Origin of the sequence: Ferrovibrio xuzhouensis (genome assembly GCF_042648965.1) — a bacterium.
GTDB lineage: Bacteria > Pseudomonadota > Alphaproteobacteria > Ferrovibrionales > Ferrovibrionaceae > Ferrovibrio > Ferrovibrio xuzhouensis.
Genome location: NZ_JBHRYJ010000006.1, coordinates 171,628 through 187,620, shown reverse-complemented (window position 1 = coordinate 187,620; position 15,993 = coordinate 171,628). Strand labels below are relative to the sequence as shown.

The window sequence follows — 15,993 nt, the reverse complement described above, 5'->3', positions numbered from 1 at the left end:
CCGCAAACTGCCGGGCAAGCTAATACACTCGACGCGTGAAGGGAAGGCCGCCCGCCTGTCCCTCCCCGTGGCGGCAGCCCTCAGATCCTGTGAGCATCCCGTGACGATCCGATCCCTGACCAAGCTGTCTTTCGCGGTTCTCATCCTGGCCGGCCTCGGGCTTGCCGCCTGCAGTTCGAAGAAACCGAACCTGCCATCCTGTCCGCGCGTTGGCATCCTCGGCGATGCCCAGAAGGCGACGCAGTATCGCCCGGGTCCGGGCCGCGACCTGACCGACGTGACCTTCCAGACCGAACTGCTCGATTACAACGGCGAGTGCAGATTCGAAGAGAAGCCGGCCAGCGTGACGGTGCATTTCATCCTGCAGGTGGCGGCGACGCGCGGCCCGGCCGCTGCGGCTGGCGAGGCGCAGGTGCCGTATTTCGTGGCCGTCGTCGATCGTGATCGCAAGGTGCTGGCGCGTCAGGCCTTCACCGCCCATGTGCCGTTCAAGGAAGGTCGCCGCCGCGTCGTGGTCGGCGAGGAGCTGGAGCAGACCATCCCGCTGGACGGCCGCTCGACCAGCGATATCGAGGTTCTGGTCGGTCTCGAGGTCAGCCACGAACAGCTTGAGAAGAACCGCCAGGAACGCGGCTTCTAGTCCGGAGCGCTGCCGGGCGGCGGCTCCAGGTCGGCTGCCCACAGCCGGGACCAGTCCTGCAGGGCGAGCAGCACCGGCAGCAGCTCACGCGCCCGGCCGCTCAGGCCATAACCGTCCCCCGCATGATCGACCAGACGGGCCGCCCTGAGCTCTTTCAGGCGCTGCTGCAGCACCGAGGGGGACATTTCCCCGCAGGCGCCCTGCAGGGCCCGGAAGGTCAGCGACGGGCCTCTCAGCTCCCACAGGATGCGCAGGCACCAGCGCCGGCCCAGCAGGTCGAGGGCAGCCATGATGGGGCGGCCGGTGGCCGAGCCGCGGACCGGCTGGTGGGGCAGGGGCGGCGCCATTAATACCTCCTTGTGCTACGGAAAAAGTAGCGCTAGTCTTTGCTATGAAAAACGTAGCATAACCGGAGGAGGCCGTCATGGCCCGGCTTGAACCCCTGTCCCCGCCCTATGATCCGGCCATCGCCGAGGCCCTGGCCCAGATGCCGGCCGAGCTCGCCCTGTTCCGCACGGTGGCCCATAACCCGCGCGTACTGTCGCGCTGGCGCGGCGGCGGGCTGCTCGACAAGGGCTCGGTCAGCCTGCGCCAGCGCGAACTCGTCATCCTGCGCACCACGGCGCGGCTGGGCGCGGAATACGAATGGGGCGTGCATGTTGCCTTCTTCGCCGGCAAGGCCGGCTTCACGGCCGACGAGGTCATCGCAACCGTGCACGGCGATGCGGCGGCGTGGCCGGCGGCCGACGAGGCCCTGCTGGTGGCGCTGACCGATGCGTTGGTCGATACGGCAACCGTTGACGACGGATTGTGGACGCGTGCGGCGGCGGTGTTCACACCCGCGCAGTTGATCGAGATCACGGCGCTGGTCGGCTTCTATCACCTGGTATCGTTCACGGTGAACGTCACCGGCGTGGCGCGGGAACCCGGCGCGCCGGGCTTCCCGCCACCGGCAATCTAGTAGGCCAGCGCGCAGCCGTCCTTGCGCGGGTCGGAGCCCGCCTGCAATACGCCATTGGCGCCATCGATCAGGATGGCCTGGCCGCCGCCATGGGGCATCTCGGCCAGCTTGATCTCATGGCCCAGCGCGGCGAGGCCCTTCAGCACGTCTTCGCGGATGCCGCGTTCGGCCTCGAACTTGCCGCCGACGTGAAAGGCGCGGGCGCAATCGATGGCTTCCTGCACGTTCATGCCGAAATCCACCATGTTGGTCAGCACATGGCTCTGGCCGACCGGCTGGAAGCCGCCGCCCATCACACCGAACGACAACCAGGGTTTGCCATCCTTCAGCGCCATGGCCGGGATGATGGTATGCAGTGGCCGCTTGTGCGGCTCGACGCAGTTGAGATGGCCCGGCTGCACCTTGAAGCCGCAGCCGCGGTTCTGCAGCAGCACGCCGGTCTTCGGGCTGCACAGCGCGGACCCGTAGGGCCAGAACAGCGAGTTGATGAACGAGCAGGCATTGCCTTCCTCGTCGACCACGGTGAGATACACCGTGTCGCGATAGGCCTGCCCGCCGACCGGGCCGGGATTGACCATGGCCTTCTTCAGGTCGATGCGGCCACGCAGCTCGTCGGCGAATTCGGCCGACAGCAGCTTCTGCACCGGCACGTCGCCGAAGGCCGGATCGGCCACATAGAGGTCGCGGGCCTGGAAGGCCAGCCGCGTCGCCTCGGCCTCGATATGGAAACGCTCGACGCCGGTCGGGTCGTATTTCGACAGGTCGAAGCCACCGAGGATATTCAGCATCAGCAGGGTGATGATGCCCACGCCATTCGGTGGGATTTCGAGAATCTCGACATCGCGATAGCGGGTGGCGATGGGATCGACCCAGAAGGCTTCCTGGGTGGCGAAATCCTCCAGGCTGTGGGTGCCGCCGATGCCGTTGAGGTAGCTGACGATGTCCTCGGCGACCCAGCCGGTATAGAAACCGTCGCGGCCCTTGGCGGCGATCTCGCGGAACACCTTTGCATGCTCGGGCTGGCGGAACACGCTGCCCAGCTTCGGGGCCTTGCCGCCCGCCAGCCACATGCGGGCGGTGTTGGGGTCGGCGGACAGCTTGGCTTCGTTGCGGCCCCAGTCGGTGGCGACGCGCTCGGTGATCGGGAAGCCCTCTTCGGCGAAGCGGATCGCCGGCTGCAGCAATTCGCCGAGCGGCAGCTTGCCGAAGCGCTTGTTCAGCTTGCTCCAGGCATCGACCGCACCGGGGATGGTGACGGCGTGCGGCGAGGTGAGCGGGATGTCCTTGATGCCCTGCCGCAGCAGCAGATCGGCGGTGAGGCCCCCGGGGGCGCGGCCCGAGCCATTCAGGCCGTAGACCTTGCCGCCGTTGCGGGTGTCGGTGCCGGCGGGCGCGTAAAGCACGAAATTGTCGCCGCCGATGCCGGTCGAGCCGGGCTCGACCACACATTGCACGGCACAGGCGGCAATCGCGGCATCGGTGGCATTGCCGCCGCGCTTGAGGATATCGAGGGCGGTGATGCTGGCGAGGCTGTGCGAGGTGGCGACAGCGCCGTGACGGCCCATGGCCACCGAGCGGCCGGGCAATTGCAGATCGCGCATGGGGGAAGCCTGAACTCCTGGGGATGATCCGTGCGCGGAGATTACACCAGCCATGACGGAATTACAGGCCGCCGGAGGCCTGATAGACAATTTTGCGGCGCGGCAATCCTGCGCCTATGCGTCATCCCGCCTGGCGCGCTGGCGGGCAAAGACATCGCCGGCGGCCGCGGCCTCTTCCCGCTCGCGGGATTTCAGCTGGTAGAGCTGGTCGCGGCCGGCGGCGTACTGCACCGGCCAGTGCACGCCGCGCCAGTCGTAATCGGCGGCGGCATGCAGGGTGAAATAGGGATCGGCCAGATGCGGCCGGGCCAGCGCGCAGAGATCGGCGCGGCCGGCGGCGAGGATGGTGTTGACCTGGTCGGCCGAGGTGATCGCGCCGATGGCGATGGTGGCGATGCCGGCTTCCTGGCGGATGGCATCGGCAAACGGTGTCTGGAACATTCGGCCGTATTGCGGCTTCGCTTCCGCCGAGGTCTGACCGGCCGAAACGTCGACCAGGTCACAGCCATGCGCCTTCAGCATCGCCGCGATGGCCACGGAGTCCGCGATGGTCAGGCCGCGCTCCGGCACCCAGTCGACGGCCGACAGGCGCACCGACATCGGCCGCTCCGCCGGCCAGACGGCGCGCACGGCGTCGAACACCTCGAGCGGGAACCGCATGCGGCTCTCCAGGCTGCCGCCATATTCATCATCGCGGATGTTGCTCAGCGGCGAGATGAAGCTCGACAGCAGATAGCCGTGCGCCATGTGCAATTCGATCATGTCGAAGCCGGCATCGAGCGCCAGCCGTGTCGCGCCGACGAAATCATCGCGCACCTGGTCCATGTCCGCGCGGGTCATCGCCCGCGGCACCCGGCTGTCCGGCAGATAGGGAATGGCCGAGGCCGCCACGATTTCCCAGCCACCCGCGGGCAAAGGCTGGTCATAGCCGCCGGCCCAGGGCAGGCAGGTGGCGCCCTTGCGCCCGGCATGGGCGAGCTGCACGGCGATTTTCGCCCGGCTGTGCGCATGGACGAAATCGGTGATGCGGCGCCAGGCCCTGGCCTGGGCGGGGCTCCACAGGCCGGTGCAGCCGGGCGTGATGCGGGCCTCGGGGGCGATATCCGTCATTTCGGTGATGACCAGGCCGGCGCCGCCGACGGCGCGGCTGCCCAGATGCACCAGGGTCCAGTCGTTCGGCAGGCCATCCTCGGCGGAATACTGGCACATCGGCGAGACGACGACGCGATTGTCGAGCGTCATGTCGCGCAGGCGGAACGGCGTGAACATCGGCGGCGGCGCGACCGCGGGTGCGGCCATGCCCAGATCGCGCGCCGCCTGGTCGGCGAACCAGCGGTCGACCGTGGCGACGAAGCCGGGATCGCGCAGGCGCAGATTGTCATAGGTGACACGCTTGGAGCGCGACAGCAGACTGAAGGCGAGCTGGATCGGCGCAAAGCTGCGATAGCGGTCGGTATGCTCGAACCATTCGAGCGACACCTGCGCGGCATGCTGCAGGATCGAGACTTCCGTCTTGCGCCCGGCCTCGAAGCTCTGCAGGGCGGCCGGGGCGGATTGCGGATGGGCCTGGATGGCCCGGCTCAGCGCGATGGCGTCTTCCATGGCCAGCTTGGTGCCCGAGCCGATGGAGAAATGCGCCGTATGCACGGCATCGCCGATCAGGACGACGTTCTCATGCACCCAGTTTTCGCATTTCACGGTCGGGAAGCTGCGCCAGATCGAGCGGTTGCCGATCAGCCGGTGGCCCAGCAGGTGCGGCGCGAACAGCGTTTCGCAATAGGCGATGGTATCGGCTTCGCTGGCCTGCTCCAGCCCGGTGCGGCGCCAGGTCTCTTCGGTGGTCTCGACGATGAAGGTCGAGAGGCCGTCCTCGAAGCGGTAGGCATGCACCTGGAACAGGCCATGTTCGTTGGCCTGGAAGATGAAGGTGAAGGTATCGAGCGGCAACGTCGTCCCGAGCCAGACGAAGCGATTGCGACGCCAGTCGAGGCTGGGGCCGAAGCGACCCTTCCAGTGGTCGCGCACCAAGCTGTTGATGCCATCGGCACCGACCAGCAGGTCGCTGTCGCGGCGCAGGGCCTCGAAGTCCTGCTGCTCGCTTTCGAAGTGGATGGTCACGCCGCGTGCGATGCACTGGGCCTGCAGGATCTGCAACAGCTTCTTGCGGGCGAGGCCGCAGAAGCCGTGGCCACCGGACCGGATGCGTTCGCCATCGGCGACCACGTCGATCTCGTGCCAGTAGGCGAAGCTGTCGCGGATCGCCTGGTGGGTATCGGCATCCTCGGCGAGGAACTGGTTCAGCGTCTCGTCGGAGAACACGACGCCGAAGCCGAAGGTATCGTCGGCGCGGTTGCGCTCGTGAATGGTAATGTCGTGCCGCGGGTCTGCCTTTTTCAGCAGCAGGGCCAGATACAGGCCGGCCGGACCGGCGCCGACGATGGTGACACGCATGACAATTCCCCGGGCTCGATGGCAGAGGGGAGCCGGCAGGCCGGCGTCCCGAAAATTAGTTTATACTTAAAATAATTCCCGGCAAGGAAACGCCGCCAGGGAAGCCGCCAAAGATGAAAAATACGGGCGGGGGGGTCAGCGTGTGCGGTTAGCGGTCATCCCGAAGGCCGCCAGAGCCAGACCGTAAAAGCCGTCCGCGATGGCCGTGGGGGCAACCGGGATGATGCCGAGGTAGCGGTAGCGGGCCAGTTCGGCCAGAGCGGCCAGAATCAGGGCCAGCAGCAGCCAGCGGCCGGGCACCGGGCGGTAGCGCAGCCCGACCAGCACCGCCACCAGCAGGACACCGAGCAGGATCAGGGGCAGCGGCAGGGTACCGACCGGCAGGCGACCCAGCGCCGCGGCAATGACGATGGCCAGCCCGATGCCGGTGAAAAGCGTCAGTTTCCGGCTGTTGCCGGGAATAATCAGGCTGAAAATGGCACCGAGCGCAAAGCTGAGCGGCCCCAGCGTGAACGCCAGGTGGCGGAGATCACCTTCCATCCCCGAAAAGACCGGGATGCCGAACCGCCCGCACAGTTCGGCCGCGGCGAGGCCGAGGTGCAGGATCATCCCGATGCCCCAGAACAGGGCAGCGGGCAGCGGACTGGCGGCGACCAGGGCGAGGCCGGCGGCAGCCCCCAGAAGATAGGCGGCAAGGCCAAGCAGAATCAGATCGGGCATGCCGGCCACTATGCCGGCGCCCCGCAGGCCCGGCAAGCGGCCCCGGCTGGCAGGCGAGAGCCTGTCAGGACAGGCATTTATGCAGGGTTGACGCCTGCCGGGGGCGGGGCTATAACCCGCGCCTTGATTTCGCCGCCAAGGCACCTCAACCAACGAACCATCGGAATTCGCAAGCATGGCTCAGCACAAGTCCGCGGAGAAGCGCGCCCGCCAGACCAAGAAGCGCACGGACGTCAATCGCGCCCGCCGTACCGTGGCGCGTAGCGCCGTGAAGAAAGTCGAGACCGCCATTTCGAGCGGCGACAAGGCCGCGGCCCAGGCCGCGATCAAGCTCGCGCAGCCGGAGCTCGACAAGAGCGTCAGCAAGGGTGTGGTCAAGAAGGGCACCGCCTCGCGCAAGCTGTCGCGTCTGAACGCCCGCGTAAAGGCTATGGCTTGATCCTGCGGCGCGCCTGACGCGCCGCAAGACGGATCGCCGGTTTACAGAACATCGCCCGCCGGAAATGGCGGGCGATGTTTTTTTATGCGAGTGCGAACGCTTTGATCTTTTGCAGCGTCGGGTTCGCGGACGTTTTCGGTCAGGTGATTAGTCCGTGTCACATGCAATTCCTGCGTGGATACAGCGATCAAGTACCAATTCTGCAACGTGGAATTTTTTTTCGGGGAGTCTTCATCTGTCCGCTTGCGTGGCCGCTGTGATTTCCCTTTAATGCCTTCGCTGCCGCGCGTTGAACGGTTCCTTGATGTGTCGCCGAGCAGAAGAATGATCGCCTCGCAAATGCGTTTTTTTTGCCGGGGCGACGGCGACCAACGGACCGGCAACCAGCCGGCGGCACGCGTGACGGAATGATAGAATTGAAACAACAAACGTGGCGCGAGGTTAGGGGATGTTGGCTTCGATTATGGCGGGGGATCAGGACTATGCTGGTGATGTCACGGTTGCCGAAGTCTGGAACCAGCTCTCGACCAATTCCGATGCTCAGCTGATCGACGTCCGTACCCAACCGGAGTGGAGCTTTGTGGGCGTGCCGGATCTCGGCAAGCTCGGCAAGCGTCCCGTTTTCGTTTCCTGGCAGATGTATCCCGATATGAGTGTGAACCCGCGTTTTGCCGAAGAATTGCGCGCCCAGGGCATCAAGCCCGGCCAGCCCCTGTATTTCCTGTGCCGTTCCGGCGCGCGGTCGCGCGCCGCGGCCAAGGCGATGACGGCGGCGGGCTTCACGGCCTGCTACAATGTCGCCGGCGGGTTCGAGGGCGATCTTGACGCCGAAAAACATCGCAGTCGACTGGGTGGCTGGAAGGCCACCGGCCTCGCCTGGACCCAGAGCTGAGGCCCATCATGGCAAAAACGTCCCAGCCGCAATCCGTCTCCATGCCAGCTGCCGCGCTGACCGCTTCCGCGTCGGCTGCCGTCGCCGGTGACGCTCTCGACAGCCAGTGGCAGCGCGTGCGCGCCCGGTTGCGTGTCTCTTTCGGCGATGCCGCCTTCAATTCCTGGCTGAAGCCGCTGGTGCTGGCCGGCGAAGTGCTCGGCGAGGATGGCGACATCCATATGGCGGTGCCGACCCGGTTCATGCGCGACTGGGTGGCAAACCATTACAGCGAGCGTCTGCGCGAAATCTGGCGGCTGGAAAACCCGACCGTGCGCCGGGTGGTGATCCATGTCCGCCCGACCGGTGCGACGCAGCCGCCGCAGGCCAAGTCGGTGTCGGCTGCCGGCGAGACGGTGGTGGCGGTTCAGCCCGCCCGTCCGGTTCCGGTCGAGGCGACGCCGCAGAGCATGCCGCAGGTCCGCGAGATGGACGATGTCGAGCGCGAGCTTTCGGCGCCGCTCGATCCGCGCTTCACCTTCGACAGCTTCATCACCGGCAAGTCCAACGAGCTGGCCCGCGCCGCGGCGCTGCGCGTCGCCGAGAGCCCGACCGTGACCTACAACCCGCTGTTCCTCTACGGTGGCGTGGGCCTGGGCAAGACCCATCTGATGCATGCGATCGGCTGGCATATCCGCCAGCGCTTCCCCGAGCGCCGGGTGGTGTATCTTTCGGCCGAGAAGTTCATGTACCAGTTCATCCGGGCGCTGCGCTTCAAGGACACGATGGCCTTCAAGGAGCAGTTCCGTTCGGTCGATGTGCTGATGATCGACGACATCCAGTTCATCGCCGGCAAGGAAAGCACCCAGGAAGAGTTCTTCCATACCTTCAATGCGCTGTGCGACCAGAACCGCCAGATCATCGTCTCCGGCGACCACTCGCCGTCGGATCTGGAAGGCATCGAGGAGCGCATGCGCTCGCGGCTCGGCTGGGGCCTTGTCGCCGATATCCATCCGACCGACTTTGAGCTGCGCCTGTCGATCCTGCAGGCCAAGGCCGAGAAGAACGGCCTGACCAACATCCCGCAGGATGTGCTGGAATTCCTCGCCCGTCGCATCACGTCGAATATCCGCGAGCTGGAAGGTGCGCTGAACCGCATCTCGGCCTATGCCAGCTTGGTCGGCAAGCCGGTCACCGTGCAGTCGGCCCAGGAAGTGCTGCAGGACCTGCTGCGAGCCAACGACCGCAAGGTGACGATCGAGGAGATCCAGAAGCGGGTCGCCGAGCATTACTCGATCCGCTTTGCCGACATGCACAGCCCGCGCCGGGCGCGGGCCGTGGCCCGTCCGCGCCAGGTGGCGATGTATCTTGCCAAGCAGCTCACTTCTCGGTCCCTGCCCGAAATCGGCCGCAAGTTCGGCGGCCGCGACCACACCACCGTGATGCATGCCGTGCGCAAGATCGAGGAGTTGCGCGAGATCGACGCGGCCTTCGCCGAGGATATCGATTTGCTGCGCCGCAAACTGGAAAGCTGATTTTTTCAGAATTTCCAATTATATCAGATAGTTAATTTCGCTCTGGGGCTGCCGCGAGGCGGCCCCTTCGCATATGCAAAAAGGGCTGGAATCCCCCCCAAATCCCTCGCTTGGGGCTGGGCCGTTTGGTATACTTTTAAGACTCGGCGGAAGGCCGCCGACAACCACAAAAAACACCATCGGTTTTCCAGCCATGAAACTCACTATCGAGCGTGCCGTTCTGCTGACCGCGTTGAGCCATGTCCAGAGCGTGGTCGAGCGTCGGAACACGATCCCGATCCTGTCCAATGTCCTGCTGGAGGCGGATGGCGAGCATCTCGCGCTCACCGCGACCGACCTCGACATCGCCGTGGTCGAGAAGCTGCCGGCCAAGGTCGCCAAGCCCGGCGCCACCACGGTGGCCGCCCACACTCTCTATGACATCGTGCGCAAGCTGCCGGATGGCGCCGAGGTGGAACTCACCTTCACGCCGGCCGAGCAGCGCCTCGACCTGCGCGCCGGCCGTTCCAGCTTCAAGCTGAGCTGCCTGCCGAAGGAGGACTTCCCGGTCATGGCGGCCGGCGAGCTGCCGCATAATTTCACGCTGGCGGCCGACCAGCTGCGCCGCCTGATCGACAAGACCCGCTTCGCCATCTCGACCGAAGAGACGCGCTATTACCTGAACGGCATCTACCTGCATGCGGCCTCCAGCGCCGGCGTGCCGATGCTGCGCGCGGTGGCGACCGACGGCCATCGCCTGGCGCGCGTCGAGGCGCCGCTGCCGGCGGGGGCCGCCGGCATGCCGGGCGTGATCGTGCCGCGCAAGACGGTCAGCGAGCTGCGCAAGCTGCTGGAAGGCGGCTCCTCGGAAGTGAAGGTCGAGCTCAGCGACACCAAGATCCGCTTCACCTGCGGCGAACTGATCCTGGTCTCCAAGCTGATCGACGGCGCCTTCCCCGAATACGAACGCGTTATCCCGCGCGACAACGACAAGGTGATGGAAGTCGACAGCAAGGCCTTCGCGGCCGCCGTCGACCGCGTCGCCACGATTTCCACCGAGAAGAGCCGCGCCGTGAAACTGGCGCTGAAGCCCGATGGCATCGAGCTGTCGGCGACCAGCCCCGATCATGGTTCGGCCTCGGAGCAGCTGACGGCGGTCTACAGCGCGGCACCCATCGAGGTGGGCTACAATTCGCGCTACCTGCTGGATATTGCCAGCCAGATCGAGGGCGAAAATGCCCGCTTCCTGCTGGCGGATGCCTTGGCGCCGACCATCGTGCGGGATCCCAGCGATGACGGTGCCCTGTACGTGCTGATGCCGATGCGAGTCTGAGCCTGGTGAGCAGCGCAGCGCTTGTTGCAAAGATCGAACAGGACAGTGCAGCAGAACGGGCCGCGGGTGGTCCGGGGACTGCCGTGCTGGCGCTGTCGCTGCGTGATTTCCGCAACTACACCGCGCTGCAGCTGCAACTGACCGGGGCGCCAGTGGTGCTCACCGGTGCCAATGGCGCCGGCAAGACCAATATCCTTGAAGCCCTGTCCTTCCTCAGCCCCGGCCGCGGTCTGCGGCGGGCGAAGCTGTCCGAGGTGACACGGCACGACGGCGGGACGCGCTGGGCCGTGCATGCGGAGATCGCGGCATTCGTCGGGGCGATTTCGGTGGGCACGGGGCTGGCCGAGCCGGCCGGCGAGGACGAGGGTGGCGAGCGCCGCGTCGTCCGGCTGAACGGCGAGGCGGCACCGAGCGCCAACGGTCTGAGCGAGTATCTTGATGTCGTGTGGCTGACGCCCCAGATGGACCGTCTGTTCGTCGAAGGCGTGTCGACCCGCCGGCGCTTCATGGACCGGCTGGTCTACGGCCTCGATGGCGGCCATGCCCGCCAGGTGGCGGCCTACGAGCGGGCGATGCGCGAACGCAACCGGCTTTTGAAGGCCGGCATTGGCAAAACAGCGGGGGCCGATCCGGTCTGGCTCGATGCGCTGGAAAGCCAGATGGCCGAGCATGGCATTGCGGTGGCTGCCGCGCGCCGCGACGGCCTCGCCCGCATCGAGGCGGCGATGGCGCTGGCCGCCGGGCCGTTTCCGGCGGCCCGTCTGAATGCGCAGGGCGGCGTGGAGGCCTGGCTGGCCGAGATGCCGGCACTGGCCGCCGAAGAACGCTTCCGCCGCCTGCTGGCCGAGCGGCGCGGCTATGATCGCGAGGCCGGTGCGGCCGCCGAAGGCCCGCATCGCAGTGACATGGCGGTCTGGCATGCCGGGAAGGGGCAGGCCGCCGAGCAGTGTTCGACCGGCGAGCAGAAGGCCCTGCTGATCGCGATCACGCTGGCCAATGCCCGGCTGATCCGGGCGCGCCGGCAGGCAGCACCGCTGATGCTGCTGGACGAGGTTTCCGCCCATCTCGACGCCCGGCGTCGGGAGGCGTTGTATGACGAACTGCTCGTGCTTGGCGGGCAGGTCTGGCTGACCGGAACCGACGAGAGCCTGTTTGCAGGCCTGGCCGGACGGGCACAATTCTTCGGGGTCGCGGACGGCGTGGTCACGCCGCCGCTGGTCCATTGATGAGGCAGTGACGGATATGAGCGAAGCAGTGGCACCGCGCAACGGCGACGAAAACGGCGAGAGTTACGACTCTTCGTCCATCAAGGTGCTGAAGGGTCTGGATGCCGTGCGCAAGCGGCCCGGCATGTATATCGGCGATACCGACGACGGCACCGGCCTGCACCACATGGTCTACGAGGTGGTCGATAACGCCATCGACGAGGCGCTGGCCGGTTATTGCGACGAAGCCTATGTCTCGCTGAATCCGGACGGCTCGGTGACCGTGCGCGACAACGGCCGCGGCATTCCGGTCGACATCCATCCCGAGGAAGGCGTTTCGGCGGCCGAGGTCATCATGACCCAGCTGCATGCCGGCGGCAAATTCGACCAGAATTCCTACAAGGTCTCCGGCGGCCTGCACGGCGTCGGCGTGTCGGTGGTCAACGCGCTGTCGATCTGGCTCGACCTGCGCATCTGGCGCGGCGGCAAGGCCTATTATATGCGGTTCCGCCATGGCAATGCCGAGGCGCCGCTGGCCGAAGTGGGCGAGGCCGAGGGCAAGCGCGGCACCGAGGTGACCTTCCTGCCATCGCCGGACACTTTCACCAAGACCGAATTCGACCTGGCCACGCTGGAGCATCGCCTGCGCGAGCTCGCTTTCCTCAACAGCGGCGTGCGTATCGTGCTCGAGGACCTGCGCGGCGTCGAGCCCAAGCGCATCGAGCTGTGCTACGAGGGCGGTGTCGAGGCTTTCGTCAGCTATCTCGACCGCAACAAGACGCCGCTGCACAAGCCGCCGGTGACCATGCGTGGCGAGCGCGAGGGCATCAGCGTCGAGGTCGCGATGCAGTGGAACGACGGCTATCACGAGACGATGCTGTGCTTCACCAACAATATCCCGCAGCGTGACGGCGGCACCCATCTGGCCGGCTTCCGCGGCGCGCTGACCCGCTGCGTCAACGGCTATGCCAGTGAAAGCGGCATCGCCAAGAAGGAAAAGGTGACGCTGACCGGCGACGATGCGCGCGAGGGCCTGACCTGCGTGCTGTCGGTGAAGGTGCCGGATCCGAAGTTCTCCTCGCAGACCAAGGACAAGCTGGTGTCCTCGGAAGTTCGCCCGGCGGTCGAGAGCCTGGTCAACGAAATGCTGGCGAGCTGGTTCGAGGAGCATCCGGCCGATGCCCGCATCATCGTCGGCAAGGTGGTCGAGGCCGCTGCTGCCCGCGAGGCGGCGCGCAAGGCCCGCGAACTGACCCGCCGCAAGGGCGCGCTCGACATTTCCTCGCTGCCCGGAAAACTGGCCGACTGCCAGGAACGTGACCCCTCCAAGGCCGAACTCTTCCTTGTCGAGGGTGACTCGGCGGGCGGCTCGGCCAAGCAGGGCCGACATCGTGCCAACCAGGCCGTGTTGCCGCTGCGTGGCAAGATCCTCAATGTCGAACGCGCGCGTTTCGACAAGATGCTGTCCTCGCAGGAAATCGGCACGCTGATCACGGCGCTGGGTACCGGCATCGGCCATGACGATTTCGACCTGGCGAAGCTGCGCTACCACAAGATCATCATCATGACCGACGCGGACGTGGACGGCGCCCATATCCGCACCCTGCTGCTGACCTTCTTCTTCCGCCAGATGCGTTCGCTGATCGATGCCGGCCATCTCTATATCGCCCAGCCGCCGCTCTACAAGGTCAAGCGCGGCCAGTCCGAGCGCTACCTGAAGGACGAGGCGGCGCTGGAGGAATTCCTGATCGGCGAGGGCATGGATGGCGCGGTGCTGAACCTGCATGACGGCAGCCAGCGCGCCGGCCAGGACCTGCATGCCCTGCTCGACCATGCCCGCGTTGCCCGCGCGCTGCTCGATTCCATCGGCAAGCGCTACAATCCGTGGGTCGTCGAACAGGCGGCGATCCTTGGCATGGTGCAGCCCGACGTCATGACCTCAGCCGAGAAGGCGGGCCAGGCGGCCGAGGCCCTGGCCCGGCGCCTCAACGCGCTGACGCCGGAGCTGGAGCGCGGCTGGACCTGCACGCTGGCGGCCGACAATGCACTGATCGTCAAGCGCAGCCTGCGTGGCTATACCGAGACCTATGTGCTGGACGGCCAGCTGTTCCGCTCGGCCGAGGCACGCAAGCTGAACGAGATGGCGACGGAACTGCAGGCCACCTATCTCAAGCCCGCCGAACTGCGCCGCAAAGACGAGGTGCATGCCGTGCAGGGGCCGCTCAATCTGCTGGAGCGCGTGCAGACGATCGGCAAGCGCGGCATTTCCATGCAGCGCTACAAGGGGCTGGGCGAGATGAACCCGTCGCAGCTGTGGGAAACCACGCTCGACCCGGAAGCACGCAGCCTGCTGCAGGTCAAGGTCGACCATGCGGAAGAGGCCGACAACGTCTTCGAGACCCTGATGGGCGATGTGGTCGAGCCGCGCCGCGATTTCATCCAGTCGAACGCGCTGAACGTGGTGAACCTGGATATCTAGGCTATAGCCGAAAAACTGGCGGCCATGACATCCCTTGATGACATCAGGTCGGCATATTTCTGCTGCATGTCGAACAGGTTGGCCTCGTGCGGCCCTTTGGCGCGGTCGCCCACACAATCGGTCAGTACGACAGGTCGGAAGCCGTAGGACATCGCGTCAACCACGCTGGCCCGGACGCAGCCACTGGTCGTGCAGCCAGCCACAAGGAGTGTCTGGACAGATCGCTGGGTCAGCCAGGCGGCAAGATTAGTACCGAAGAAACCCGAAGGCAGGGTCTTCCGGACTACCATTTCGCCGGTCACCGGAGCCAACTCGGGGACGATCTGACTAGTCTCGCCCCGCTCGACCAGGGTCTGCATGCCTGGGATCTTCAGGCTGAATACATTCCCGTCGCTGCCATCATCGGCGTAGACGATACGAGTGTGCGCGACAGGAAGTTTGTGCTCGCGTGCCCATGCCAGAAATGGAATCGTAGCTGCAATGGCCGCGGGAATATTACCCCCGCCGAATACTGCCGGGTCAGAAAATCCGTTGACGAAATCGATGATTAGCAGGCCAGGTCGGCCGCTCAGTCCCAGCGCATTGCCAAAGCCCTGGCGCTGGTAAACTTCCACGTCTGACATGGATTACGCTGCTTCTAGGGAATCGAGGACGCGACCCTTCTCGACAACCGGCTTGTTGTCGAGCGAAACAGTGCAGTTCCGCATCGGAATATCGATATGGCAGGCTGTGTTCCGGGTTCCGCCCGCTTCGGTATTCGGGCCGAGCGAAAAGAGGAAATTGCCTTCAAAAGCCCGGGCATCCATGCCCAGAGTGGCTTCCCGATCGAACAGACCGAGTGTCGACCACCGTGCCCGCGGCTGCAGGCCCCAGCCAATGTGCGAGATTGCATAGGCCTCGGGGTCATTGAAGGCGGTCATGTAGTCGCGCAGGAGCTCTGCGTCGAGACTGCCAGAAATTTCCGTCACGTAGCCCTTTTCAACAGTCAGGCGAACTGGATCGGCCAGGTATCGCTTCATCGGTAGCAGGATGTCGCCCCGGTCCAGGACGAGGGTGCCTTCCGACGTCACTTCGTTCGGCCAGGTGGCAAGAAATCCGCTGGGCCAATGGTCCCAGCGACCAGGCTCATCGGAGAAGCCATACTCGGTCAGCAGGGGATAATCCCCAAGGGCACAGCGGAAGTCAGTGCCTGCGGCAGATGTAACTTGCATGCTGCGGCTCCGCTTGAGCAAATCCGCTGCGGCCATGACGCGCGTCTTGTCGGCTTCAGTAGGGAGGAGCCGAACAAGCACTTCCGGCGGCTCGACGGCGAGGAGGATGCGCGTGCCGCTTTCAAGGATTTCCTGTTGTTCAGGTGAGAACAGCAGCAGCATCAGGTCGATTACCATGTCGCTGGACTTCAGTGCCGCCATGGCGGCCTGATTGTTGGTCAGTGGGGTGGTCCCGACATATGCAGTTTTGTCTCGACTGAGCGATTTCTCGCCATTCATCGGAGGCAGGTCGAGGCAGATCACCTTTGCACCGGCAAGCTGTGCCGCAGTTCTGGCGCAGCTGAGGGTCTGGGGGTGGCTGTCCTGACTGGTCAGGATGGTCACGGTTTCGGTCGGCTTCAGGCGGGACAGCTTCAACACCTCGGTCCACGCGGCGATGAGTTCAGAGTCGCTGATTGCCATGGGATGCCTCCGTTAATTAATGAGTTGTATAATTAATTTGATTGCTTTTGTCCACGCGAATCCGGCATTTTCGACGCGCCTCGCCGTGTTGAACGGGGTGCCTGCG

Annotated in this window: 14 protein-coding genes; 8 read left to right on the top strand and 6 right to left on the bottom strand. The window is 65.4% G+C overall.

Translation table 11 applies throughout. The features are described from left to right. Window positions 1–100: 100 nt before the first annotated feature. Window positions 101–640: a hypothetical protein gene (locus tag ACFOOQ_RS20955; RefSeq protein ID WP_379729675.1), complete on the top strand. Its 540-nt coding sequence runs from the start codon at window positions 101–103 to the stop codon at window positions 638–640. Here the strand turns inward: ACFOOQ_RS20955 and ACFOOQ_RS20950 are convergent. After that, window positions 637–987 carry a winged helix-turn-helix transcriptional regulator gene (locus ACFOOQ_RS20950; RefSeq protein WP_379729674.1) on the bottom strand — a complete coding sequence of 117 codons (351 nt, stop codon included), beginning with the start codon at window positions 985–987 and terminating at the stop codon, window positions 637–639. The genes ACFOOQ_RS20955 and ACFOOQ_RS20950 overlap by 4 nt on opposite strands. Window positions 988–1,064: 77 nt before the next feature. Here ACFOOQ_RS20950 and ACFOOQ_RS20945 point away from each other — a divergent pair, with 77 nt between their 5' ends. Continuing rightward, complete coding sequence (locus tag ACFOOQ_RS20945) at window positions 1,065–1,601, top strand: carboxymuconolactone decarboxylase family protein (RefSeq protein ID WP_379729673.1); 537 nt, start codon at window positions 1,065–1,067, stop codon at window positions 1,599–1,601. Here the strand turns inward: ACFOOQ_RS20945 and ggt are convergent. The 3 genes from ggt to ACFOOQ_RS20930 all read right to left on the bottom strand — a co-directional run bounded on the left by ggt (window position 1,598) and on the right by ACFOOQ_RS20930 (window position 6,373). Continuing rightward, window positions 1,598–3,202: a gamma-glutamyltransferase gene (gene ggt, locus ACFOOQ_RS20940; protein WP_379729672.1), complete on the bottom strand. Its 1,605-nt coding sequence runs from the start codon at window positions 3,200–3,202 to the stop codon at window positions 1,598–1,600. The two genes, ACFOOQ_RS20945 and ggt, sit on opposite strands and share 4 nt — an antisense overlap. Window positions 3,203–3,316: 114 nt before the next feature. Beyond that, on the bottom strand, window positions 3,317–5,653 hold the full coding sequence (locus ACFOOQ_RS20935) for a bifunctional salicylyl-CoA 5-hydroxylase/oxidoreductase (RefSeq protein WP_379729671.1): 2,337 nt from the start codon (window positions 5,651–5,653) through the stop codon (window positions 3,317–3,319). A 135-nt stretch (window positions 5,654–5,788) separates the two neighbouring features. After that, window positions 5,789–6,373: a hypothetical protein gene (locus tag ACFOOQ_RS20930; protein WP_379729670.1), complete on the bottom strand. Its 585-nt coding sequence runs from the start codon at window positions 6,371–6,373 to the stop codon at window positions 5,789–5,791. Between the two features lie 175 nt (window positions 6,374–6,548). Here ACFOOQ_RS20930 and rpsT point away from each other — a divergent pair, with 175 nt between their 5' ends. From rpsT to gyrB, 6 genes are all read left to right on the top strand, one after another. After that, window positions 6,549–6,812: a 30S ribosomal protein S20 gene (gene rpsT, locus ACFOOQ_RS20925; RefSeq protein WP_379729669.1), complete on the top strand. Its 264-nt coding sequence runs from the start codon at window positions 6,549–6,551 to the stop codon at window positions 6,810–6,812. A 463-nt stretch (window positions 6,813–7,275) separates the two neighbouring features. Further along, window positions 7,276–7,704 (top strand): rhodanese-like domain-containing protein, encoded by a 429-nt coding sequence (locus tag ACFOOQ_RS20920; protein WP_379729668.1) that lies wholly within the window; start codon window positions 7,276–7,278, stop codon window positions 7,702–7,704. Window positions 7,705–7,712: 8 nt separating this feature from the next. Further along, entirely contained in the window at window positions 7,713–9,218 is a 1,506-nt protein-coding gene (dnaA, locus tag ACFOOQ_RS20915) for a chromosomal replication initiator protein DnaA (RefSeq protein ID WP_449265828.1), read from the top strand. A 193-nt stretch (window positions 9,219–9,411) separates the two neighbouring features. Further along, window positions 9,412–10,530, top strand: a complete 1,119-nt coding sequence (gene dnaN, locus ACFOOQ_RS20910; RefSeq protein WP_379729667.1) for a DNA polymerase III subunit beta — start codon at window positions 9,412–9,414, stop codon at window positions 10,528–10,530. Between the two features lie 5 nt (window positions 10,531–10,535). Continuing rightward, a complete protein-coding gene (gene recF, locus ACFOOQ_RS20905) occupies window positions 10,536–11,756 on the top strand; it encodes a DNA replication/repair protein RecF (protein ID WP_379729666.1) in 1,221 nt (406 codons plus the stop codon). A gap of 16 nt (window positions 11,757–11,772) precedes the next feature. Continuing rightward, a complete protein-coding gene (gyrB, locus tag ACFOOQ_RS20900) occupies window positions 11,773–14,214 on the top strand; it encodes a DNA topoisomerase (ATP-hydrolyzing) subunit B (RefSeq protein WP_379729665.1) in 2,442 nt (813 codons plus the stop codon). Here gyrB and ACFOOQ_RS20895 read toward each other — a convergent pair. Both ACFOOQ_RS20895 and ACFOOQ_RS20890 read right to left on the bottom strand, forming a co-directional pair. Next, window positions 14,211–14,837: an N-carbamoylsarcosine amidohydrolase gene (locus tag ACFOOQ_RS20895; RefSeq protein WP_379729664.1), complete on the bottom strand. Its 627-nt coding sequence runs from the start codon at window positions 14,835–14,837 to the stop codon at window positions 14,211–14,213. The genes gyrB and ACFOOQ_RS20895 overlap by 4 nt on opposite strands. Window positions 14,838–14,840: 3 nt before the next feature. Next, a complete protein-coding gene (locus tag ACFOOQ_RS20890; RefSeq protein WP_379729663.1) occupies window positions 14,841–15,887 on the bottom strand; it encodes a 2,5-dihydroxypyridine 5,6-dioxygenase in 1,047 nt (348 codons plus the stop codon). Window positions 15,888–15,993 lie beyond the last annotated feature (106 nt).